General features: G+C 68.5%; 28 protein-coding genes and 3 pseudogenes. 30 read left to right on the top strand and 1 reads right to left on the bottom strand.

Going from position 1 to position 21,177, the window contains the following annotated elements; translation table 11 throughout:
- Nucleotides 1-202 precede the first annotated feature (202 nt).
- The 25 genes and pseudogenes from GNX96_RS04465 (at nt 203) to GNX96_RS04355 (ending at nt 17,068) form a co-directional block, all read left to right on the top strand.
- Nucleotides 203-1,168: a tyrosine-type recombinase/integrase gene (locus GNX96_RS04465; protein ID WP_163567131.1), complete on the top strand. Its 966-nt coding sequence runs from the start codon at nt 203-205 to the stop codon at nt 1,166-1,168.
- Nucleotides 1,165-1,359 (top strand): hypothetical protein, encoded by a 195-nt coding sequence (locus tag GNX96_RS04460; protein WP_163567130.1) that lies wholly within the window; start codon nt 1,165-1,167, stop codon nt 1,357-1,359. Before GNX96_RS04465 ends, GNX96_RS04460 begins: the two co-directional genes overlap by 4 nt.
- Entirely contained in the window at nt 1,356-1,625 is a 270-nt protein-coding gene (locus tag GNX96_RS04455) for a hypothetical protein (RefSeq protein WP_163567129.1), read from the top strand. Before GNX96_RS04460 ends, GNX96_RS04455 begins: the two co-directional genes overlap by 4 nt.
- Nucleotides 1,626-1,906: 281 nt before the next feature.
- Complete coding sequence (locus GNX96_RS04450) at nt 1,907-2,311, top strand: helix-turn-helix domain-containing protein (protein WP_163567128.1); 405 nt, start codon at nt 1,907-1,909, stop codon at nt 2,309-2,311.
- The gene (locus GNX96_RS04445) at nt 2,304-2,441 is read left to right on the top strand and encodes a hypothetical protein (protein ID WP_163567127.1); all 138 of its coding nucleotides are present in this window, start codon (nt 2,304-2,306) and stop codon (nt 2,439-2,441) included. Before GNX96_RS04450 ends, GNX96_RS04445 begins: the two co-directional genes overlap by 8 nt.
- 271 nt (nt 2,442-2,712) lie before the next feature.
- Nucleotides 2,713-3,417, top strand: a complete 705-nt coding sequence (locus tag GNX96_RS48740) for a Hint domain-containing protein (protein ID WP_279579332.1) — start codon at nt 2,713-2,715, stop codon at nt 3,415-3,417.
- 194 nt (nt 3,418-3,611) lie between these two features.
- Nucleotides 3,612-4,559: pseudogene (locus GNX96_RS62490) on the top strand (terminase large subunit domain-containing protein); the annotation flags it as partial.
- Nucleotides 4,560-4,710: 151 nt separating this feature from the next.
- Nucleotides 4,711-5,121: a phage terminase large subunit family protein gene (locus GNX96_RS62485; protein ID WP_390623927.1), complete on the top strand. Its 411-nt coding sequence runs from the start codon at nt 4,711-4,713 to the stop codon at nt 5,119-5,121.
- 13 nt (nt 5,122-5,134) lie between these two features.
- On the top strand, nt 5,135-5,512 hold the full coding sequence (locus GNX96_RS04430; protein ID WP_163567124.1) for a phage portal protein: 378 nt from the start codon (nt 5,135-5,137) through the stop codon (nt 5,510-5,512).
- Complete coding sequence (locus GNX96_RS04425) at nt 5,479-6,039, top strand: phage portal protein (RefSeq protein WP_163567123.1); 561 nt, start codon at nt 5,479-5,481, stop codon at nt 6,037-6,039. Before GNX96_RS04430 ends, GNX96_RS04425 begins: the two co-directional genes overlap by 34 nt.
- A complete protein-coding gene (locus GNX96_RS04420; protein WP_163567122.1) occupies nt 5,979-7,268 on the top strand; it encodes a phage portal protein in 1,290 nt (429 codons plus the stop codon). Before GNX96_RS04425 ends, GNX96_RS04420 begins: the two co-directional genes overlap by 61 nt.
- Entirely contained in the window at nt 7,268-9,163 is a 1,896-nt protein-coding gene (locus GNX96_RS04415; RefSeq protein ID WP_163567121.1) for an HK97 family phage prohead protease, read from the top strand. Before GNX96_RS04420 ends, GNX96_RS04415 begins: the two co-directional genes overlap by 1 nt.
- Nucleotides 9,087-9,869 carry a hypothetical protein gene (locus GNX96_RS04410; protein WP_163567120.1) on the top strand — a complete coding sequence of 261 codons (783 nt, stop codon included), beginning with the start codon at nt 9,087-9,089 and terminating at the stop codon, nt 9,867-9,869. The genes GNX96_RS04415 and GNX96_RS04410 overlap by 77 nt, the downstream gene beginning before the upstream one ends.
- 8 nt (nt 9,870-9,877) lie before the next feature.
- Nucleotides 9,878-11,482 (top strand): hypothetical protein, encoded by a 1,605-nt coding sequence (locus GNX96_RS04405; RefSeq protein WP_163567119.1) that lies wholly within the window; start codon nt 9,878-9,880, stop codon nt 11,480-11,482.
- Nucleotide 11,483: 1 nt separating this feature from the next.
- Nucleotides 11,484-11,801, top strand: coding sequence for a hypothetical protein (locus tag GNX96_RS04400; protein ID WP_163567118.1), 318 nt, complete (start codon nt 11,484-11,486; stop codon nt 11,799-11,801).
- 392 nt (nt 11,802-12,193) lie between these two features.
- Nucleotides 12,194-12,994 (top strand): annotated as a pseudogene (locus GNX96_RS04395) (phage major capsid protein); the annotation flags it as partial.
- A gap of 76 nt (nt 12,995-13,070) precedes the next feature.
- Nucleotides 13,071-13,328: pseudogene (locus GNX96_RS62480) on the top strand (hypothetical protein); the annotation flags it as partial.
- Between the two features lie 174 nt (nt 13,329-13,502).
- Nucleotides 13,503-13,817 (top strand): hypothetical protein, encoded by a 315-nt coding sequence (locus GNX96_RS48735; protein ID WP_279579331.1) that lies wholly within the window; start codon nt 13,503-13,505, stop codon nt 13,815-13,817.
- Nucleotides 13,814-14,362 carry a hypothetical protein gene (locus tag GNX96_RS04385; RefSeq protein ID WP_163567115.1) on the top strand — a complete coding sequence of 183 codons (549 nt, stop codon included), beginning with the start codon at nt 13,814-13,816 and terminating at the stop codon, nt 14,360-14,362. Before GNX96_RS48735 ends, GNX96_RS04385 begins: the two co-directional genes overlap by 4 nt.
- Nucleotides 14,352-14,525: a hypothetical protein gene (locus GNX96_RS04380; RefSeq protein WP_163567114.1), complete on the top strand. Its 174-nt coding sequence runs from the start codon at nt 14,352-14,354 to the stop codon at nt 14,523-14,525. Before GNX96_RS04385 ends, GNX96_RS04380 begins: the two co-directional genes overlap by 11 nt.
- 6 nt (nt 14,526-14,531) lie before the next feature.
- Nucleotides 14,532-15,197, top strand: coding sequence for an HK97-gp10 family putative phage morphogenesis protein (locus GNX96_RS04375; protein WP_163567113.1), 666 nt, complete (start codon nt 14,532-14,534; stop codon nt 15,195-15,197).
- Between the two features lie 234 nt (nt 15,198-15,431).
- Nucleotides 15,432-15,617 carry a hypothetical protein gene (locus tag GNX96_RS04370; RefSeq protein ID WP_163567112.1) on the top strand — a complete coding sequence of 62 codons (186 nt, stop codon included), beginning with the start codon at nt 15,432-15,434 and terminating at the stop codon, nt 15,615-15,617.
- Between the two features lie 276 nt (nt 15,618-15,893).
- Nucleotides 15,894-16,427, top strand: coding sequence for a hypothetical protein (locus GNX96_RS04365; protein WP_163567111.1), 534 nt, complete (start codon nt 15,894-15,896; stop codon nt 16,425-16,427).
- 6 nt (nt 16,428-16,433) lie between these two features.
- On the top strand, nt 16,434-16,901 hold the full coding sequence (locus GNX96_RS04360) for a hypothetical protein (protein ID WP_163567110.1): 468 nt from the start codon (nt 16,434-16,436) through the stop codon (nt 16,899-16,901).
- Nucleotides 16,868-17,068, top strand: a complete 201-nt coding sequence (locus tag GNX96_RS04355; protein ID WP_163567109.1) for a hypothetical protein — start codon at nt 16,868-16,870, stop codon at nt 17,066-17,068. The genes GNX96_RS04360 and GNX96_RS04355 overlap by 34 nt, the downstream gene beginning before the upstream one ends.
- Nucleotides 17,069-17,081: 13 nt before the next feature.
- Here GNX96_RS04355 and GNX96_RS04350 read toward each other — a convergent pair whose 3' ends face one another.
- A complete protein-coding gene (locus GNX96_RS04350; RefSeq protein WP_279579330.1) occupies nt 17,082-17,489 on the bottom strand; it encodes a hypothetical protein in 408 nt (135 codons plus the stop codon).
- A gap of 38 nt (nt 17,490-17,527) precedes the next feature.
- On the opposite strand from GNX96_RS04350, the gene GNX96_RS04345 reads away from it, so the two are divergent.
- From GNX96_RS04345 to GNX96_RS04330, 5 genes are all read left to right on the top strand, one after another.
- Entirely contained in the window at nt 17,528-18,310 is a 783-nt protein-coding gene (locus tag GNX96_RS04345; RefSeq protein ID WP_163567107.1) for a hypothetical protein, read from the top strand.
- A gap of 622 nt (nt 18,311-18,932) precedes the next feature.
- The gene (locus tag GNX96_RS04340) at nt 18,933-19,631 is read left to right on the top strand and encodes a hypothetical protein (RefSeq protein WP_163567106.1); all 699 of its coding nucleotides are present in this window, start codon (nt 18,933-18,935) and stop codon (nt 19,629-19,631) included.
- A 1-nt stretch (nt 19,632) separates the two neighbouring features.
- On the top strand, nt 19,633-19,923 hold the full coding sequence (locus GNX96_RS04335; RefSeq protein WP_163567105.1) for a hypothetical protein: 291 nt from the start codon (nt 19,633-19,635) through the stop codon (nt 19,921-19,923).
- Nucleotides 19,911-20,045 carry a hypothetical protein gene (locus tag GNX96_RS48730; RefSeq protein WP_279579329.1) on the top strand — a complete coding sequence of 45 codons (135 nt, stop codon included), beginning with the start codon at nt 19,911-19,913 and terminating at the stop codon, nt 20,043-20,045. The genes GNX96_RS04335 and GNX96_RS48730 overlap by 13 nt, the downstream gene beginning before the upstream one ends.
- 1 nt (nt 20,046) lies before the next feature.
- Nucleotides 20,047-21,174 carry a hypothetical protein gene (locus tag GNX96_RS04330; protein WP_163567104.1) on the top strand — a complete coding sequence of 376 codons (1,128 nt, stop codon included), beginning with the start codon at nt 20,047-20,049 and terminating at the stop codon, nt 21,172-21,174.
- Nucleotides 21,175-21,177 lie beyond the last annotated feature (3 nt).

Below are 21,177 nucleotides of genomic sequence, written 5' to 3'. Positions count from 1 at the left end.
GGGAATCTTTAGAGGAAATTTGTCGTAGACTGAGGGAGCTGATCTCCCGCCAGAGACCGATTGAAAGGATGTCTCTGGAATGGGTGTACGCAAGGACCGGACGCGACTGTCCGAGGCGATCGAGCAGTACCAGATCTGGTGCACGCAGCGGGGGATGGCGGTCGCCACTCGCGCGAATGACAAGTCGGTCCTCACGAGGTTCGTGAAGCTGACCGGCGACCTGCTGGTGTCCTCGCTGGAGGAGCACCACGTCGAGGAGTTCCTCTTTGGCCCAGGCGGGTTGCGGGCCGAGCACCTCGACTACCGAGGACATACTCGGCCCCCGATCAGCGCGTCGTCGGCGAATGCCGCCCTGGCGCGCATGGGGCGTTTCTTCCACTACTGCCAGCGAAAAGGCCTGACCCGGCGGGACCTCACGGGCGACATCATGTCGCTGAAAGCCCCGAAGAAATTGCAGGTGCGCCCGGCGCCCGACGTGATGCTGGCGATGCTAGACAGCTGCGAGGAGCCGCGAGATCGGGCGCTGATGGCTGTAGCGCTCAACACGGCCGTCCGGGCGAGCACGATCAAGGCGGCGAGGGTCGGCGATCTGAACCTGATCGAAGGCGGCTTCCGCGTCGAGCTGGTCAAGACCAAGGACGAGAAGGTGCTCCCCGTCACGGCCGACCTGGACCGGGAGATGCGCAAGTGGCTGACGACCTACGCGGAGAACCTGGGCCGGCCGCTGCGGTCCACCGACTTCCTCGTCCCGGCCCGCAACAACGGCCGGTTCTACTGGGTGACCCACGAGGACGGCAGCCGCGAGTGCCTCCGGACGGCTATCGAGTACCTGCCGCACAAGCCGATGGCGAAGATGGAGGAGGTCATCCAGCGCGCCTATACGGCGGTGGTGGGCGGTGACATCAAGGGGATCGGGATCCACACCATCCGCCGGGGCGTGGCCCGGGCGCTGTTCGACCAGCTCCAGGAAGAGGGCGGGTACGACCACGCCATCCGGGTCGTCTCGGCCCTACTTGGTCACAAGCAGGCCGGCACGACCGAGCTGTACCTCGGCACCTCCTCGGAGGAGCGCAAGCTCGACCGGGTGATGCGCGGTCGCGACTTCCTGACCGCGATGGTGCCGGCCGCCGACGCAGACAATGTCGTGCAGCTGAGGGCCGCGCAGTGACCGCCGGTCGGGGCACGTACGACCCGCACCTGCTGGTGACGCGGGTCGTCAACATGCTGGCCGCTGAGGGCCTCCGGCCGCAGGTCCGGGGCGGGGACATCGGGCGGGCGGTGGTGGCCGCAGAGACGCTCCTGATCGCCATGCAGGTCACGCCGGTGGTCGACCTGGGCGACGAGGACGACGAGTCGTGATCGCGGACCTGCTCGCCGCCCTGGACCAGGAGCTTGCCGCCGTCGGCCGGCGGCGAGAGGACTGCACGTTCTGGCGCACGGCTGTCGACGTGGCGATGCTCGACATCGGGGAGCGGTACCCGGAGGAGGTGTGGACGCTGGCGTACGACTGCGTGGAGCAGCACCGCAGCGCCGTCCTGCTCGGCGGTGGGAGGACGGCCCGGCGGGCGCTGGCCACTCGCGTCCTGCTGCTCCAGACGGCCGGCAGGGCGGTCGCGGACGCGTAGCCGACCACGCACTTGGGGAGCCGGTCGCCGCGACTGGCTCCCCTCCTGTCTCTAAGTATCTTGCTAGTACTGCTGGGATCCGACGACGATGTCACCAAGGATCGTTGGTAGCAAACGGATCCAGGTGACGACACCCGCACACCCCCCCACCCGCAGGTCAGATGGGCTAGCGAAACCACACTCCATGCCTCAGGCTCACGGTAAGTGCTTGAAGTCTCAAGCGTCTACCGCCGGACGTGACAGGGAGATGCACCAGTGGCCGGGAAGCCCACAAGAGCCGCATGGCGATCGCCGCCGAGATCGACGAGGTCGTCAAGCTGAACCTCGCCGGCCACTCGTACCGCGCGATCGGCCGGCGGCTCGGGATCTCCCACGAGACGGTCAGCCGCCGGGTAACCGCCGGCATCGCCCAGATCGTGATCCCCGCCGCCACCGAGATGCGCAAGGTAGAGCTGGAGCGGCTGGACGGCTACCTGCTGGCCCTGCAGCCCGCCATCGAGCGGGGCGACGACAAGGCGATCACGACCGCGCTGCGGATCCAGGAGCGCCGGGCGAGGTACCTCGGCCTGGACGCGGCCCTGGAGCTGAGCGTCCAGCACACGTTCCCCGGCACGGTCGAGGACGAGATCGCCAGGCTCGAGGCCGAGCTGGCCCTCAACGACGCCCACGAGGTCGCCAGTGGCTGACTACGGCGCCAGGCACGCAGGCCGCAGCGCCCTTCTCGGGCTGGTGGACCGGTGCGCCTCCCTCGCGATCGGGCTGGCGGCGGGCGCCCTGCTGGTCCCGCTGCTGCTCGCCCTGCGCCTGGTGGGCTGAGCGGTGGCCTCGAAGCTCCAGCTGGTCGCCCCGCAGCTCTACAGCTACTGGACGCGTGGGAAGGGGGCTGGCTCGCTGGGCTGCCTCCCCGACGCCGTATCGCGCGCTGCTGGCGGCCCTGGCGTCCGAGGGCGTGCCGCCCGGACAGGCCAAGGGTCTGGCGGCGAACATCTATCACTCGGCACTGGGCACGTGGCCCGGCGAGCACGGGGGCGGGCATGGGCACTGACCCCCAGGACGACGACGGCGACACCATCGTGCGGGGCACCGAGTGACGGCCGCTCCGGAGAGGCGTCTGGAGATCCTCCAGCGGATCTACGCACTCAAGGCATACCAGTGGATATGTGACAAGCAGGACTGTAATGGGACGAGTCACCCCGGTTTCCCGCACGCACATTCCAGGAGGAACCAGCGTCCCACAAATGACCCGGATGCCCTGATCTGGCTGCTATTGGCCGGTCGCGGCTTCGGGAAGGCGTTGGCCCTCGATACACCCATCCCGACGCCGACCGGCTGGACCACCATGGGCGGCTTGGCGATAGGAGACCGGGTTCTCGACGATCAGGGCCGCCCGTGCCAGGTCGTGTTCGCCACGGAGACGCAGTGTGATCGGGAGTGCTACAGGGTCGTATTCGATGACGGTTCGGTGATCGTGGCTGATGCCGAGCACATGTGGCTGACATGGGACAAAAGAGCCCGGAAGGCGCACGGTCGATCAATCCAACCTCAGTATGGTCCGCAGATCCGTACGACCATCGAGATCGCGTCGACCGTGATTGTGCAGAACGGCCGCGAACGTAACCACTCCGTCGTGAACACCGGACCGCTCGAACTGCCGGACAGGTCCTTGCCGATTGACCCTTACGTGCTAGGTGCGTGGCTGGGCGATGGTTCAAGCGCCTGTGCGGAGATCACCGTGTCGGACGAGGACGCGGACGAGCTACTCCGGCCCTCGCCGCTGCAGGCGAGCCGGTGACCGGTCCTGCTCGGAGGAAGGAGGGCGCACGGTGCGCCACCTACCCACTTGGAGGGGCGCGTAACCGCGCACAGCCCCGTAGCACAAGCCTGACGGCGCGGCTGCGAGCGCTCGGCCTGCTCAAGAACAGGCACGTGCCGGAGAGGTACCTACGAGCGTCACAGTCGCAGCGCTTGGCCGTGCTGCAGGGGCTGATGGACACCGACGGCAGCGTCATTGTCGGTGGTCACGTTGAGTTCTGCACCACCCGGCAGGCTCTGGCCGACGGTGTCTTCGAGTTAGCCGTCTCGCTGGGCCACAAGCCAGTCAAGCGTGCGGAACGCGCCCGAATCGAGGGCAGGGACGTAGGACCGCGCTGGCGTGTCACCTGGTCGCCACGACACCAGGTCTTCCGACTGGCCCGGAAGGCCACGGCGGTTCGTATGACGACCACACAGGCCAACCGCACTGCCCACCGGTACATCGTCGCCTGCGAGCAAGTGCCGTCCGTGCCAGTGAGGTGCATCGCGGTGGACTCCCCATCGCATCTGTTCCTGGCGGGTCGGACGATGATCCCCACCCACAACACCCGGTCCGCCGCCGAGTGGTCCAAGACCCGGATGCTGGGCGAGCCGAAGCATCGCCTGGGCATCGTCGTGCCCCGGTTCGCTGACGGGCGCGACGTATGCGTCGAGGGCGAGAGCGGCCTGCTGTCGGTGCTGCCTGACGACCGCGTCAAGGACTGGAACCGGTCGCTCGGCGAGCTGAAGCTCGCCAACGGCTCGATCGCGCGCATCTACGCCGCTGACACCGAGAAGTCGGCGGAGACGCTTCGGGGCCCGCAGTTCCACTCGCTCTGGTACGAGGAGCTGGCCAACCAGCGGTACGGCCCAGTCGCCTGGGACCTGGGCATGATGGCCCTGCGGCTCGGGAGCGACCCGCGCGTGTGCGTCTCCACGACGCCGAAGCCGACGAAGCTAATCAAGGAGCTGGTCGTCGACCCGCAGGTGCACGTCACTCGCGGCTCGACGTACGACAACGCCGCGAACCTACCGGCGGTGATCCTGGAGCGGCTGCGAGCCAAGTACGAGGGAACCACGATCGGCCGGCAGGAGCTGCACGCCGAGGTGCTGGACGACATCGAGGGCGCGCTGTTCACCCTCGACCTGATCGAGCGGGCGCGGATCCTGGAGTCCGGCTGCCCGGAGATGGACCGGATCGTCGTGGCGGTGGACCCGGCGACCACCAGCACCGCGCAGAGCGACGAGACGGGCGTGGTGGTGGTCGGCCAGCACGCGCGACCAGCTCTACGTCCTGGCGGACCTCTCGGGCACCTACACGCCATCCGAGTGGGCGACGGTCGCGGTGCAGGCGTACTACGACTCCAACGCCGACCGGATCGTCGCGGAGACCAACCAGGGGGGCGACATGGTCGAGACTGTGGTCCGCCAGGTGCGGCTGCCCGACGGCAGGACCGGCCGCAACGTGCCGTACCGGAAGGTCACCGCCACCAGGGGCAAGGTCCTGCGGGCCGAGCCCGTGCAGGCCCTCTACGAGCAGCGCCGCGTGCACCACGTCGGGCACCTGGCCGAGCTGGAGAGCCAGATGACCACCTGGGTGCCGGGCACCAACGGCTCACCGGACCGGCTCGACGCGCTCGTCTGGGGCGTCTCGGCGCTGGCCTTCAAGCAGGCACGGACGCTCAGCTTCGCCGGCACGGCATAGGGGGGATCAAAAGATGCCTGACTTCAAGGTGACAGACCGGCGGACGCCGATCGGCCCGCCGTCGCCGGAGCCGCTGGAGCGCCGTGACCCGACGATGGCCACCCGGTCCGTGCGGTTCATCTCCCCGAGCCAGGGGCAGATCTCGGACTGGAACGCGCAGCAAGCACTGGAGCTGGCCTACTACAACAACATCTGGGTCTACCGGTGCGTCCAGATCATCGCCCAGGCCATCAGCGCGTTGCCATTCCGTGCCGGCGGCGATATCGAGCGGCCGAACGACTACAGCACCAAGGCCCCGCTGGCGCGGATGCTCGGCCCCGCCGGCCGGCCCCCAACCCGCAGTTCACCTCCCGGCAGATGTGGCAGCAGGCCATCGCCAGCTACCTGGTGACGGGCGTCTGGGCCTGGGAGCTGGACTTCGGCTCTCCAAGGCAGCCTGCGCCCCAGTACGCGTGGCCGATCCCAGCGAACCTCATTCGCCCGGTCCCAACAGACGGCGGCAGCCGCTACTTCGACGCCTACAAGTTCGTCGATCGCGGCCAGCTCAGGCACCTCAGCCTCGACCAGGTCTTCTACGCCTGGCGGCCCAGCCAGCTCGACCCTCGGCAGCCCGAGAGCGTGCTGCAGGCCGCCAGGCTGGACGTGTCCACCGCGATCATGCTCTCCGAGTACAGCGTCGGCTTCCTCCGCAACAACGCCATGCCGGCCGCCGCCGTGGTGACCCAGGCGTTCGAGAACTCCGAGCAGAAGGCGGCCTTCCAGGCCCAGTTCCAATCGAACTACCGGGGCCCCCCGCCAACGCCGGGAGGACTGCGTTTCTTGAGGTCAACGGCGACGGGGACGGCGGCGTTGGCGGGATGCTGGACATCAAGACGCTGGGGAGCACCCAGCGGGACAGCCAGTTTATCCAGCAGATGATCCAGGCGCAGCACTCCATCTCCATCGCGTTCGGCGTGCCGGTGTCCAAGCTGGGCGACGCCAGCGAGCGCACGTATAGCAACGCGGGCCAGGAGCACCAGAACTTCTGGTTCGACACCATCTTGCCGCTGGTCTCGGAGCTGCAGGACCACATCAACCTCCGGCTGGCACCGCTGGTGGGCTCGGAGGCCGGATGGTTCGACACCAGCGGCGTCGTCGAGCTGCAGCCGAAGCGGAACATCACGGCGGTCTCGGTGACGGAGCTGAAGCAGGCCAACCTGATCACCGACGACGAGGCCCGGGACTACATCGGGCTGCCGGCGGGCATGGACCCGGCCAAGGACGAGCAGCCGAGCGTCGTCTCGACGCTGAACCTCGCCCAGGCCGCCGTCGCCCTGGTGGACGCTGGCTACGACCCGGCGGCCGCCCTTGACGCGGTGGGTTTGCCGCCGATGGCCTGGGTAGGTCCGCCCTTCACCTCGTCGCCCGCACCCGTAGCTATCCCGACGGGACAGGTGCAGGCGAGCGACGACGCCGGGGAGCAGCGCCACGCCGGCCCGGACCATGCCCCAGTCCCCACCGGGCACCTCACGAAGGGGATGTCAGCCGCCTACCTGGAGGCGAAGAAGCGTGGCGTCATCCGCGACGCGCACGTCGCGTCACTGACCCGGGCCATGACCAAGCAGGCACACCACATGCTCGACCGCCAGGCCCGCTCCGTGCGGGGCCGCCTGGAGGGCAAGCGCGGGAGGCTCCTGGTTGAGAAGCGGGACACCACCGGCACCGGCATCTACGACCCGATCTTCTGGGTCGAGGAGGTCCGGCAGTGGGCGTCGGCTATGTACGAGATGGCTCTGGCCCTGGCGGCCGGCGCGGACCAGGTAGACCCCGGCTCGGTCGACCAGTTCATCGAGGCTCGGTCGGACGCGTTGGCGGCCACCCTGACCGAGGAGATCCACCGAGCCGTGTCCACGCAGTTCCAGGCGGGCCTGGACGCGGACGAGGATCACGAGCGCGTCGTCGAGCGGATCAACTCGTCGATGTCGACGCTGGTCATCCAGCGGTCGGAGGAGCTGGCCCAGATGGAGGCCGTCCTGGCGTACGACGGCGCGGCCGAGCTGGTGTCAGGCGTGGACGCCTCCACTGTCGGCCAGCTGCTGACCCAGATGGCCGCCAACGAGATCGACCTCGACCAGGCCCTCGCGGCCTTGAACGGTAAGGCGGCGTGATGACGAAGCACGAGCAGAGGTCGCTCCCCGGCGTGGAGCTGCGGGCACTCGACGAGGAGAAGCGGCAGTTCACCGCGAGGGTCTGCAGCTACGGCGTCGCCGACTCCTACGGGTCGGTCTGGGCCCCTGGCGTGTTCACCCGCGGCTCCCAGCAGAAGCTCCCGAAATGCGCCTGGGGACACGACTGGACCGAGGTGATCGGCCGGGGCATCTCGTACGAGGAGCACCCCGACGGCCTGGACATGACGGTCCAGCTGGACGACTTCGACGCAGTCCCGAAGGCCCGGCAGGCCTGGGCCCAGCTCAAGAGCGGGTCGATGGACGAGTTCTCCTTCGGGTTCGCTCGGCAGCAGTGGAGCGAGAAGCGCGACGACCTGGAGCTGTACGGCCCGGACGCGCGCGAGCTGATGACCGAGGCCCGGATGGACGAGATCTCCCTCGTGCTCAAGGGCGCGGTGCCCGGCACCCGCCTGCTCAGCACCCGCTCGGAGGCCCGGATGAGCCGCGAGAGCGCCGCCGACCTGCTGACCAGGGTGGCGGCAGGGGCGATGCCCCTCGTCGAGGCCCTGAGGGCCCTGGACGCCGAGGACCGCGCCGAGGCACCATCCGACGGACCAGCTGGAGCGCCCGACGAGCCCTCTGGCGCGATGGTGGCGCTCGTGCCGGACCAGGCGTCGCTGGACTGGCTCGCCCGTCTCGGCGGCGACCACCCAGCGGACGGCCTGCACCTGACGATCAGCTACCTCGGTGAGGACGCGTCGATCGACGAGCAGACGAAGGCCGCGATCCTGGCCGCCATCACCGACTGGGCCAGCACCGAGGCGCCGATGGTGACTGATGTCGCGGGCAGCGCCTACCTAGGGCCGCAGAGCAGCCGGGTGGTGCTAGTCGAGTCGGACGATCTCGTCAGCGCCTGCCTGGACGTAGGCGACATGGCGCCGCCGGCCAGCCACCACCCGAACTTCGTGCCGCACGTGACCATCTCGGACGCGGGCGACCTCCCGCAGGTCCCGTACGGCCAGCAGCTCACCTTCGACAAGGTCCGAGTCGTATATGGCCCGGACGTGCACGACATCCCTCTCACGGGTACCGACGCGCTGGACGCACTGGAGGACCAGCTGGTCCGGACCTGGAAGACGCGCTCGACATCCTCGACCGGATCTAAGGAGACCCGACATGGCGATCAGCTCATCGGACCTGCTGTACAAGACTTCAACCACGGCCGGGTCTGCAGGCAACACCAACACCCAGACCGTCGCCGGCAGCTCGCTCGGCAAGTACGTGAGCACCTCGTCCATCACCACCGCGACCCTGAACAACCTGTTCCCGGACGTGACCGGCGACGAGAACTCGGCGTCCAACGTGGACTACCAGTGCATGTTCATCCACAACAACCACGCGACCTTGACGCTCACGAGCCCCAAGGCGTGGCAAAGCGCGGAGACCTCCGGGGGCGTCGACTGCGCCATCGGCCTCGACCCCGCCGGGGTGACCGCCAAGGGCTCGTCGAGCGCTCAGGCGGCCACGATCGCCAACAAGAACACCGCCCCGTCCGGTGTCACTTTCTCCGGCCCCACGACCAAGTCCGGTGGCCTTTCGATCGCCGACATCCCGGCGGGCAGCGTCGCCGCTATCTGGGTGCGCCGGACAGCCAGCAACCAGGCAGCCCTGGACAACGACAGCGTCACCGTACGCGTCGAGGGCGACACCAGCGCCTAACGAGCAGGGAGCCCGGTGCTGGCCCCGCGACTCCCTGCTCCCTCATTCGAGTGCGGAATCGCTTGTATAGACAGGATATTCGGGAGGAGGCGGTAGTCGATGGCGGCGAGGACATTCACCAACAACGCGGTGGTCACCACTACTACCAGCAGCATGACGGCCACCGTCCCGGGTAACGCCGGCACCTTCACCATCGCCGCAGCGACGAACTGGCCGACGGCGAACTTCACGGTCCTGGTGGACTCCGAGCTGATCCTGGTCAGCTCCCGGTCCGGGACGACGTGCACCGTCGCGACCAGCGGCCGTGGCTACGACGGCACCACGGGGGCGATCCACGCCAGCGGAGCGATCATCAGCCACCAGGCGGCGTCGCTGGACTACCAGGAGGCCAACAACCACGTCAACGCCTCCTCGGGCGTGCACGTGCACGGCGTCACCGGCTCGGTGGTGGGCACCACGGACACCCAAGCGCTGACCAACAAGACCATCAACGGCAGCAGCAACACGATGACCAACCTGGTCACGTCGCAGGCGTTCTCCGGCTCCGCGTCGGTGGTCACAGGCGCGACCGTGACGACGGTGGTCTCCTTCTCTGCGACAGTCCCGTCCGGGTGCCAGCTGGCCGAGGCCGTATTCGAGCTGACGTACACCGGGACGAACCAGAGAACCGCGTTCAACATCTCGCTCGGCGGGACGGCGATGTCCGGCGACAACTCGCGCTGGGTGAGCCTGCCCGACGGCAGCACATACGGTGTCTCGAAGGCGTGCTTCCTGGCCTCGCCGCCGACCGGCGCGCAGACCCTGCTCATCAAGAGCGTGGCCAGCACGGCGGCCGTGACCGCGACGGCGTCCATCTCAGGCGTCCTGAAGTACTACACGTAGGCGCCGCCATGCCTACCATCCCGAACCTGATCCCAACCCGGATCCTTACCGCCGTCACCGTCCCGGTCGGCCTGGACCTCGCGCTGCAGTGGAAGGTGCGGACCACTGCCAGCGCCTCCTCGGCCGTGCAGTGGAGGGTCCGTCAGGCGACCGGCGCCGCAATGGAGCTGGACTGGAGGGACCGCGCGACAGCTGGCGCGACCGTCGTCGCCAAGTGGAACGCGCGCCACACCACTGGGCAGGCATCGGCGCTGACCTGGAGTACGCGCGCGCCGGCCGGACTGGCGTTGGCGCTGCCTTGGAAGGTCCGGCACGTCGCCGGCAGCTCCAGCGCGCTTCAGTGGGCAGCTCGCCAGACCGCCGGCCAAGCCACGGCCCTGAGATGGGACGCCAGGCAGACAGCCGGGTCGAGCCGCCTGCTGCGATGGAGCGACCGCCAGGCCGTGGGAGGCGCTACGGCGCTGCTCTGGGCCGGCAGAGTCACTACCGGCGGCTCGACGAGCCTGCCGTGGAAGGTACGCGCGACCGCCGGGCTCGCCGCTGAGCTGGGCTGGGCGACCAGGCAGGTAATGGGGCGATCGTGCTCGCTCGGTTGGAGCGTCAGGCAGGCCGCTGGCGCGTCGTCGTCGCTCGCCTGGGGTGACCGAGGTACGGCAGGCAACGCGTCGGCACTGCCCTGGAGTGTGCTGACCGGCGTCGGGTCGGCCGCCGACCTGTCCTGGGCCGCGCGGCAGGCCGTCGGCTCGCCCGTCAGCTTGCCCTGGGGGGCGCGGTCGGCGGCGGGGGTATCCGTAGAGGTCCCCTGGTCCGTCCGGGCACCAGCGGGCTCCTCCGTGGCCTTGCAGTGGGACGTGAGTACACCCGTCGGCCAGGCCGTCGCGGTCCGGTGGGCCGTACGCGCGGTCGCCGGTGCGACGGTCGCGGCTCGATGGAGGGTCGCGGCGACTGCCGCACGAACGACCACGCTGGTGTGGATCGACAGGGCTGCGGTAGCGGCTGCGGTTGAGGTCGACTGGGGAGTCCTGTCGCTGGTCCAGGTGGAGGCGTCCATGACCCTCGTTTGGAACACCAGGTCCAACGTCGGCGCGACCGCCGACCTGCTCTGGGACGACCATGTGACGGTGGGCGCGGGCCGTGCGCTGGCCTGGGGAGACCGCGTCGTCATCGGCGCCCCTGCGGAGCTGTCCTGGGCGCTGCGCTCGCTGGTGGGCGTCGACGGCGGGGTCTCGTGGGACGACCTCGCCCACGTTGGCGGCCAGCTGGAGCTGGCCTGGGGAGACCGCCAACTGGCCGGCCAGCTGGCGGTGCTGCGGTGGGCGGACCACCGTCTCGTCGCGGCCTCCAGCGACCTCCGCTGGACGGTCCGCCGGGCGGTGGGCGAGGCGGCTGCGGTCGAGTGGATCGACCGCGCGCTGGTCAGGGCTGACCTCAGGCTGCTGTGGTCGATCAGGGACATCACGGCGCCGAGGCACCATCGGAGCCCGAACCACAGCATCGTCAGGCCTACGGCTACCGCCGGGCCGCCCACGGCCGCTAGCAGGGCACTGACCGGCCCCACCCGGACGCACCAGACCTCGGGCTCCGGCAACCACGTGATCATCGAGAGGCACTGACATGCCAGACGCCGCCATCCGGCTCGGGGACGACCTACCTGAGCTGAGCGCCACGCTCACGGACGAGACGAACACACCGGTCGACCTCGACGGCGCCACCGTGGCCCTGTACCTGCGAGGCGCCACCGTCGCGTACGACGAGTCGTCCTTCACGGCGGAGAAGACCGGCGACCCGGGGGCGGTGCGCTACGAGTGGGCCGACGACGGCCTGCCGACCGACGGCGGACTCTACTTCGGGCGCTGGCGGGTCACCTACGGATCCGGACAGCACGAGTCCTTCCCCAACTGTGGCAACGGCTTCGTGGTCGAGGTCAGCTGACGAATACAAGAGGGGTGCGACCTTTTGGTCCCACCCCTCGCTATGCCCTACTTCATCGGTTCGCCGTACTTCAACCGGTCTGGGCATTTCTCGCCTCCTCCAACGTGGACATAGCCGCCCTGCGGCATGCGTCTTAGCTGCCGGCGGCAGTGTCTGCAAATTAGCACCTTTCATCACCTCCCTAAACAATTGAGTGAATTAATCATACCGCATTCTCTAAACATTCTTGGAGACGTTCTTGCCTTGCGGAGCAACAGATGTGAGCCCTGTTCCTGTTAACCCACCAGGGGTATCCTGGGGACTAGAAATACCGGAGTAGGAGACGGCAGATAGCAGCGACCACCCCGGGACCCGAGATCAAAAGATCTGTGTCCTGAGGAGGACTGCTACTGATGACCGCCGTACTCAACCCGGTGGAGCTGCGCACAGGCCTGGAGGGCCTGGGCGAGAAGCTCAACGACCTCCGCAGCAAGTCCGAGCAGACCGCCGAGGTCCGCGCCGAGATCAAGCAGACGATCGAGGACATCCGCTCGCAGGACGCGCTGCTGTGCGTCGCCGAGCGCTCCGCCGAGGGCGAGCGTCGGACCCAGAGCGCCCCTCAAGTGGGTACTAGCGCCTTCGGGTCCGAGGCCCGGTCGGCAGGCCAGCAGTTCGTCGACTCCGACGGCTTCCGCGACTACGCCCAGCGTGGCGCGCAGGGCCAATACGAGGGCGAGGTACGCACCTTGCTCACGCAGGGCGACGGCACCGCCGGGGGCGGCCTGTTCGTGCCGCGAGGCACCCCGCTGCCGCCGGTCCCGAACAGGCAGCGGCTGTTCGTCCGCGACCTCCTGAGCGTGATCCCGACCAACCTGCTGAGCGTCCCGTACATCCGAGAGAGCAACAACGCCTCGGACGACGCGCTGATCACCGGCCCGACCGCTGAGGGCTCCAACAAGCCCGAAGTCGCGATGACCTTCACGGCTCAGGACGCGCCGATCCGCACCATCGCCGGCTGGATCCCGGTGACCCGACAGCTTCTGGCGAACGCGCCTACGGTCAGTGGATACATCGACTCGCGGCTGGGCTACATGGTCCAACTGGCCGAAGAGAAGCAGGTGCTCAACGGGTCCGGCACCGCGCCGGCCATCCGTGGCATCCGGCAGACCACCGGCCTGCAGACGCTGACCGACCCGTCGACCGGGGCCGTCGGCGTGGACATGATCGCCATGCTGGGTCTCGCGATCGGCAAGGTCGAGGCGGTCGGCGGCGTCGCGCGACGGCATCGCGATGAACGCGTCCGACTACTGGACGATGGTCACCAAGCGCAACAGCGGCACCGGCTCGTTCGACGGGAACTTCCCGGCCGGCAACCCGTTCACCGCAGGCCCGGCCAACATCTGGGGCATCCCCACCGTCCGTACGCCGTCGATGGAGGTCACCAAGGCCCTGGTCGGCTCGTACAAGCTCGGCGCGACCCTGCTGGAGAACGAGGGGATCACGATCCGCGTCGGAGACCAGCACTCCGACTACTTCATCGGGAACAAGGTCGTGGTCCTCGCCGAGGAGAACGTCGGGCTGGCCGTGAGCCGGCCGGACTACTTCGTGAGGTCGACTTCACCGATATCCACCCGTGACCCCAGGCCTCGTCCACCAGGACTGAGGGCGGGGAGCTGGACTCGTCCTTCCGGCTGCCCGCATCGACCACCCGAGGGAGCGACCGTGCTGCAGACCTCACAGGCGCCGTGCCTGGCGTGCGGCGAGCACGACTGCACGCACATCCCCAACGTCCAGACGCCGTTCCCGCTGAGGAGTGTCATGCCAGAGCCGACCGAGTACGTGCTGGCCACCGACCGGGTGTTCGACGGCGGCTCCCTCGCGTACACCGTCGGCGACAAGGTCCCGCTTGAGGTGGCTGACAGGCTCGGCCTGGAGGGCGAGCGGGTCACCACGGCGGTCGACCAGCCGGCGGACGAGCACAAGGAGCCGGTTAAGCAGGCGAGGTCGCGTACCCCGGGCGCCAAGAGGCGCGGATGAGCGTCGTCACCGAGGCGCGCTACCGGCGCACCACCCGGGACCTGACCACGTCTCAGGCGGACGTGCTGGACGCCCTCACCGAGGCGCAGGGAGCCATCGAGGACCGCCTGGGGCGCCCGCTGGAGTACCTGGCCCGGATGGAACAGGTTTTCGTGTACGAGGGCGGCCAGGTGTTCCCGCGGGCCACCCCCGTGGACATGACGCAGCCGTACAGCGTCTCGGGGATCAACATCTTCGATGACGCCTTCCTTAACGGCGGCTACTACTACGACCGGCCGTCCAGGGCGACAGTGACCTACACGGGCGGCTGGACCCAGCAGACGCTGCCGTCGCGGCTGTCGAGGGCCGTCTGCCTGACCGCGAGGCACCTGCTGGACGCCTCCGAGACACCCGCTGGGCTGCGCAGTGCCGCCGTCGGGGATGCCAGCGTCACATACGACGGCCCCACCGAGATCGACCTGCCGCCGGGAGTCTGGGCCTCCATCAAGAAGTACGCGTATCGGGAGCTGATCCCGGTGAGAGGGGCCTGGTCCTATGCCTACTGAGCGGATCGAGCACCCGGATGGCTTCGGCCCAGCCGAGGTGCCGGCCGGCGCGGTCTCCATGCGAACCGTCATCGGCAGCCACACCGAAGTCGAGTACCCGGACGCGCCCAAGCAGCCGGCCAAGCCGAGGCAGGCTACCAAGCCCACGAGCGGCGAGGAGTAGCCCCCCGTGCTGCCGCTGTCCACGTCGACCTACACCGTCCAGCGCCCCCAGGTGCTGGCGTCGATGAGCGCTGGGCTGGACCCGTACGGCGAGGGCTACGACCTGGACACGAGCCCACCCCACGCCCAGGCGGCGGCGCTCTACGCGACCGTCTCCACGGGAGTTCGCGGCCACCTGGGCAGCCCCGGAGGCAGCGAGCGGGACGTGGGCGGCTCCCAGGAGAACGTCACGTTCCTGCTGGCCCTGCAGACCACCGACGTGACCCACGACGACCAGGTGCTGGACGAGGCCGACGGCTCCCGCTACCTCGTCTCCTGGGTGGTGCAGCGGCGAGGGCTGGGCATGGCCCATGTGCAGGCCGGCGTTGCGCTCGGTCAAGGGGCTCGCGTGAGCACCATCCGGCTCGACCCAGCCGCTATCGAGGAGCTGAGGCACTCCGCAGGGTGCGAGGCGGACCTGCGCCGCCGTGCCGACGCGATCGCCGACCGCGCGCGGCTGCTGGCGCACGTCAGGACGGGGAGGCTCAAGGCGTCCATCGAGGTCCGCGCCAGCCTCGACGGCGGCCTGGAGGTGGGAGCCACGGCCCCGTACGCGCTGTACGTGGAGCTGGGGACTCGGTACGAGGAGCCCCACCCGTTCCTGCGCCCGGCGCTGGACGCGGGGGCCTCGTGATGGCTGCCTCCAACCCGTTCGCCGATGTCGAGGGCGCCGTGCGCACCTGGCTACGGGCTCACTCCGCCGTACGGCCGCTGGTCAACGGGCAGGTCCATTTCGGTATCCCGGCGGGCCTCAAGCCGCCCTTCATCACCGTCACCCGGATCGGCGGAGGCCCCCAGGCGGGGGACACACCGCTGGAGGACGCACGCATCTCCCTGAGCTGCTGGGGAGGGAAGCAAGAAGACGGCCGTGGACGTGGTCCAGGCCGTCATGTTCGCCATTCAGGAGATGGCCATGGAGCCGCTGGACGACTCCACGGTCGGCTATGGGGCGAAGGTCGACTCGGTGCTCTGGTCCCCAGACATCCCGTCGGATACGCCTCGGTACGTCGTGGACTTCACCGTCACGGTCATGGCCAAGCAGACGGCTGCTTAGGCCGGGAGGAAGAGGGCGTAATGAGCAACGGAACCGCCGCAAACGTCAAGGTAGGGCCCGGCACGCTGTACTTCGCGCCGCTGGCCAGCACAGAGCCGACGGACCTGACTACGGCCTGGGATGTCGCCTGGGTACAGATGGGATACACGGACGCCGGCCACAGCTTCAACGACAACCCGAAGTTCGACGCCATCGAGGTCGCGGAGGAGGTCACCCCGATCCGATCCGGTATGAGGAGTCGACCCGGGAGATGTCGGTCGACTTCGACCTGGCGAGATGACAGCCCAGAACGTCAGCAAGGCGTTCAACGGCGGCACGATCACGATCAACAACCGGCTGATCGGCAGCGCCACCATCGTTGCCAGCACCGGTGTGTTCACCACGACCGCACCGCACCTTCTGGTGGTCGGCAACCCGGTGGTCCTGGGCGCCATCACCACGACCACCGGTGTCACCGCCGGCACTACTTACTACGTGAGGACGGTGCCCTCAGGCACCGCGTTCACGCTGTCGACGACCCTCGGCGGGTCGGCCCTGTCGCTGACCAGCGACGGCTCCACCGTCTCGGTCACCGAGGTCGGCGACACGGTCTCCTTCGAGCCGCCGGTGGCTGGCGTGGCCGCTACCCGCGTGATGATCGGCTGGGAGGCCGCCGACCACAAGGAGCGGTGGATCTTCCGCAAGTGCCTGCAGACCGGCAAGGTCAAGGTCGCGCGGCAGAAGTCGCCGAACAAGGCAACCATCCCCATGAGCTTCATGCTGGAAGTGGTCGACGGCGCCCTGCCCTTCAAAGCTATCTTCGGGAGCTGAGCCCGGATGACAACACTGAGGCTCGGGGACCAGGAGTTCGCCTGCCGGGACAAGGTTCCGGTCGTACGCCTGATGCGGTTCGTCAAGTCGTTCACCTCGGTCAGCGAGTCGATGACCATCGACCAGCTGTCGGAAATGATCGACCAGTTCACCGAGTTCGCGAACCTGCTAGTGCAGCCCGAGCAGCGCGAGCGGTTCGACGCGTGGCTGGACGAGGCGGACATGGCGGACCTGGAGCAGTTGGTCGGCCAGATGGGCGAGGTAGTCCAAGCCCTGGCAGGCCGCCCAAAGGACGGCACTGCGCCAGCAGCCTCCTCCTCGTCCTCGATCAGCACCAAGAGGTCGTCGCGGGTCGTCTCGTTCTCTCAGGGCACCGTCCGGGAGGTCCCGCTGAGCGAGGTGCTCCCGGCGGCCTCGGGGACGGTGCCGACGACCGGTGCGTGGCAGACCTTCGTGTCGGAGGAGGCCGGCTAGCCCTCTTCGACGCCGTCGGCCTGGAGCTTCTCCTGGACTTCGTCTACGTGATCGCCACCGAGGACATGGACGAGGACAAGCGAGCGGAGTTCGACGACGACCTGTTCAGGGTGTCTGGCGCGGACGCCCGACGGCAGTTTGCCGCGCAGTTCGGCGAGGTCGCGTGAGAGAGGAGGTGGGCTAGGTGAGCAACACGATCGCCGACGCGTTCATCGGGCTTAACTTCGACACATCCAAGCTGGCCGACCAAGCCCGCCTGGCGGTCGCCGGCATCCGCGACCTCACCGTCAACGTGGGCGGCGACCTCACCCGGCTCCGGGACCAGGTGCGCGCCTTCACCGAGACCGTCACGGTCAACGTCGACGGCGACCTGACGAGGCTGCGCGACAAGGTCCGAGCCGAGTCCGCGACCCTCAGCGACATCAAGGTGGGGGTCAAGTTCGAGGTCGACAACACCTCGGTCGCCGACGTACGCGCGCAGGCGTTCATCCTCCGGGAGTACCTGCGCTCGCTGTTCGACAACATCCCGATCCGGTTCGACCTGTCCGGCCTGAACCTCGGCGCGGTGATCAGCCAGCTACTGATCATCCAGGGCCTGCTTGGGTCCCTGGGAACGCCCCCGCCGGGTGGAGGGGGGAGCTGGCGCGGTCGGGTCAGTCGGGGCGCTGGGGAACATCCAGACGATCGCGGCGCAGTTGGCCTACTGGATGGGCCTGGTGCCCGTCGTGATCGCCAGCGTCTCGCTGCTGGCGGCGGTGATAACCAGCCTCGCTGGAGCTACCGCGTCGGCGCTACCCGGCCTGCTGGCCATGGCGCCGGCCATGCTGGGCCTGGTCGGAGTGATGGTGGCCGTCCAGATCGGCACCCAAGGCATCGACCAGGCGTTCGGGGCGCTCGCCAAGGGCGACATGAAGGCCTTCGACCAGGCTCTCAAGAACCTGGCCCCGTCGGCGCGCGCGTTCATGCTGGAGGTCAAGGCGCTCTGGCCGCCGCAGCTGCAGAGCCTCCAGCAGCAGGCCGTCCAGCAGCAGCTCTTCCAGGGCTTCAGCGACTGGCTGAAAGACGCCGCACAAAACCTGCTCCCGACAGTCCGCCGGGGCCTGGTGGACATGGCCGGGGTGGCGAACCTCGCCGGCACGACGATCCTGTCGGCGCTGTCGCTGCCGGCCACCAAGGACGACCTGAGCACCGCGATCACCAACATCACCCGAGGCTTTCGGGCTATCGCGGGCGACGCCGGGAACCTGGTCGTGATCTTCGTCCGCATCGCCGCGTGTCGCGTCGGGGCCGCTGTCTATCGCGCTCCAGGCGATCGGTCGGGGGCTGTCGGACTTCACGGCCAGCCTGTCACGAGCGTCCAGCGACGGGTCGCTGGAGAAGATGATCAGCTCGGCCATGCAGCGGTTTAGTGAGCTGTGGCAGATCCTGGAGCAGGTCGGCTCGATGATCTGGTCGATCGTCCAGGGCGCCGACGCCGGAGGGGGCGTCTTTCAAGCCGCTGCTGGACATGTTCACCCACTGGGCGCAGCAACTGGCCTCCCCGGCCGGCCAGGCGGCGCTCAAGCAGATGTTCCAGAACGCCCAAGAGGCATTCCAGAAGATCGCGCCCCTGCTCGGCTCCCTCGGGGACATCCTTGGCAAGGTATGGGTGTTCGTCGTGGCCATGGCGCCGACGTTCGCGGACTGGGCCGCCAAGCTCGAGCCGGTGGTCAAGTTCATCGGCCAGCTAATCGAGCAGCTGATGCCTTTCGCGCCGATCATCGCCGGGGTCGTGCTGGTTGTGCTGGCCGCGTTCATCACCATCCTCGGTGTCCTCGCGGCAGCCCTAGTGCTCCCGCTGGTCCCGATCGGGCTCTTGATAGCCGGGGTCATCTGGCTGGTCGCCAACTGGAACGCCGCGTGGGCGGCCGTGGGCCAGTTCTTCGTCGGCGTGTGGAACAACATCGCGAGCTTCTTCACCGGCCTCTGGAACAACGTGGTCGCCTGGTTCACCAGCACACGCTGGCCTCTGTGGGCGCGTTCTGGGTCAGGGTGTGGGCGAACGTGTCGAGCTTCTTCACGGGCATCTGGGACGGCATCGTGTCGTTCGTCTCCGGCGCGATCAACCGAGTCCTGGCGGCCATCAATTACCTCGCCCAGGTCCCCGGCCGCGTCAGCTCGTGGTTCCAGGGCGTGCTGAGCGGGATCGTCAGCGCGTTCAACTCGGCGGTGGCCTTCGTGGCCTCCATCCCCGGCCGGATCCTGGCGGCCTTAGGGAACCTGGGCAACATGCTGTTCAACGCCGGCCGGTCGATCATCAACGGCCTGGTCAACGGCATCCAGAGCGCCGTGGGCGACGTGACCAACGCGGTCAGCAACGTGCTCTCGGCGGCCCGGAACCTGCTGCCGTTCAGCCCCGCCAAGGAGGGGCCGTTCTCGGGCAAAGGCTGGACGCTGTACTCCGGCCAGTCGATCACGAGCGCGCTGGCGGACGGCATGCTCAGCCAGCTCGGGACCGTACGCGATGCTGCGCTGAGCGTCACCAACGCCGCGTACATCAGCCCGAGCTTCGCGGGCTCCCCGTCGGCGTCCGGACCTGGTGGCGGGTTCTCTGCGACGGCCGGCTCCAGCTCGACCGTCGCCGACCTGCTGCGGCAGCTCATCGCCGCGACCAGGGAGGTCGGCCCCCAGGTGGGGGTCGCCGTCAACGGCGCGGGCAGGTCGCTCGCGCAGGCAGGGCGGGGGATCTGACGTGCCGACGCCGACCTTCAACGCTGTGGTGATCACCGCCGCCAGCGACCCGCTAACGCCAGTGGTCGCCCGATCGTCCAGCCGCTCGGAGACCTCGGGCATCAGCGGGAAGGTCGTCACCTACGCCGCCGGCCGGCAGCGCTCTGTGTCGCATGTGGGGACCACGCACCAGTTCGTCATGACGCTGCGGGACGTGTCGGACCTTCCCGTCACCCTGCCGGCGCCGGGCACCGGAACCGTCGTCCCACTGCAGCTACTCCAGGAGGCGCGTGGCTGGGCGTGCGGATCGTGATCAGGGACCACCGGGGCCGCTACTTCGAGGGCGTGTACTTCACCGCCGGTGTCGTTGACCGGAAGGCGCCGCACCTGTACGACATAGCGCTGTCGATCTCCGAGCTGACGGCGGAGAGCTGACGTGCAGCCGCGTACAGACCCCATCAGGCCCGGGATCACCGCGCCCCAGGTGTTCGACCTGCTCACCGCCTCCAACATCCAGGTATCGGCCGGCTGCGAGCTGCTGGACAGGTCCCTCAACGTGCTCGCCGACATCTCCGACGGGTTCCTCGGCGGCACCGTCAAGCGGGCGAACACCGCCACCATCCACGGTTCCTGCGACGTGTCCTTGGAGCAGGAGCTGGACTGGGGCACCGCGATCATCCGCCCGTACGTGACCGTGTCCGTGCCAGGCCCCGGCGGGCTATCGGCACGGTTCAACGAGGGCGCCTACTTCACCTCGACCCCGTCGTACGTCGCCGACGCCAGGCCCCGCCAGTTCGACCTGCAGGGCTATGACCAGCTGGAGGCCCTCACGAGCCCGGTAGGAGACTCGTATGTGGTCGGGACGGGCGCAAGCTACCTGGGAGCGGTGGCTTCGATACTGACGGCGCAGGGATTCACCCAGTTCGTCATCGATCAGAGCCGCGCCGGCACGCTGCTGAGCCAGCCCCGGTCCTGGCCGCTGGACCAGAACACCACCTGGCTCAAGGTGGTCAACGACCTTCTGGCGGCCGTCGGGTATCGCGGACTCTGGGCCGACTGGGACGGCCGGCTGCGGGCCGAGCCGTACGCGCCGCCGTCGGCTCGGGCGTCGGAGTGGTTCTACGACACCGACATCAGCACGACGATCCTGCTGGACCGCACCCGCTACCAGGACTACTTCAACGCGCCGAACCGCTGGGTGGCGGTGAGGTCGAACCTCGCCAGCGGCCAGATCCCGGTCGAGGGCGACGGCGTTTTCACCTACGTCAACCAGAACGCCGGCACTACATCGGTGGCTGCGCGGGGCAGGGTGATCACCAAGGTCCTGCCGGTCGAGGCGGCCGACCAGGACGCGCTGATCACGACCGCGAACATCACCATCGACGCCGATCTGCGCATCGACCAGCAGTTCGCCGTGACCACCGGCCCCAACCCGCTGCACTGGCACTTCGACCGGGTGACCCTGGCCGACCCGGAGTTCGGCGCCGCCGTGGAGCTTCAGGAGACGGCCTGGTCGCTGCCCCTAGACGGCTCCGCGATGGCCCACGTGTGGTCGAGCGTGTGAGGG

The sequence above is a fragment of the Fodinicola feengrottensis genome (assembly GCF_010993775.1).
GTDB classification, from domain to species: domain Bacteria; phylum Actinomycetota; class Actinomycetes; order Mycobacteriales; family HKI-0501; genus Fodinicola; species Fodinicola feengrottensis.
The sequence above is the reverse complement of the archived record's forward strand: the minus strand, read 5'-3'. Positions and strand labels throughout refer to the sequence as shown.

What these genes read in the sequence shown, in the direction of transcription:
- GNX96_RS04450 (WP_163567128.1), top strand. Translation starts at nt 1,907, where the DNA reads ATGGCGATCGCCGCCGAGATCGACGAGGTCGTCAAGCTGAACCTCGCC.
- GNX96_RS04410 (WP_163567120.1), top strand. Translation starts at nt 9,087, where the DNA reads ATGGCGGCGAGGACATTCACCAACAACGCGGTGGTCACCACTACTACC.
- GNX96_RS04385 (WP_163567115.1), top strand. Translation starts at nt 13,814, where the DNA reads ATGAGCGTCGTCACCGAGGCGCGCTACCGGCGCACCACCCGGGACCTG.
- GNX96_RS04415 (WP_163567121.1), top strand. Translation starts at nt 7,268, where the DNA reads ATGACGAAGCACGAGCAGAGGTCGCTCCCCGGCGTGGAGCTGCGGGCA.
- GNX96_RS04425 (WP_163567123.1), top strand. Translation starts at nt 5,479, where the DNA reads ATGTGGCAGCAGGCCATCGCCAGCTACCTGGTGACGGGCGTCTGGGCC.
- GNX96_RS04430 (WP_163567124.1), top strand. Translation starts at nt 5,135, where the DNA reads ATGCCTGACTTCAAGGTGACAGACCGGCGGACGCCGATCGGCCCGCCG.
- GNX96_RS04400 (WP_163567118.1), top strand. Translation starts at nt 11,484, where the DNA reads ATGCCAGACGCCGCCATCCGGCTCGGGGACGACCTACCTGAGCTGAGC.
- GNX96_RS04380 (WP_163567114.1), top strand. Translation starts at nt 14,352, where the DNA reads ATGCCTACTGAGCGGATCGAGCACCCGGATGGCTTCGGCCCAGCCGAG.
- GNX96_RS04365 (WP_163567111.1), top strand. Translation starts at nt 15,894, where the DNA reads ATGACAGCCCAGAACGTCAGCAAGGCGTTCAACGGCGGCACGATCACG.
- GNX96_RS04405 (WP_163567119.1), top strand. Translation starts at nt 9,878, where the DNA reads ATGCCTACCATCCCGAACCTGATCCCAACCCGGATCCTTACCGCCGTC.
- GNX96_RS04420 (WP_163567122.1), top strand. Translation starts at nt 5,979, where the DNA reads ATGCTGGACATCAAGACGCTGGGGAGCACCCAGCGGGACAGCCAGTTT.
- GNX96_RS04360 (WP_163567110.1), top strand. Translation starts at nt 16,434, where the DNA reads ATGACAACACTGAGGCTCGGGGACCAGGAGTTCGCCTGCCGGGACAAG.
- GNX96_RS04350 (WP_279579330.1), bottom strand. Translation starts at nt 17,489, where the DNA reads ATGATCAGTAGCTGGCTGATCACCGCGCCGAGGTTCAGGCCGGACAGG.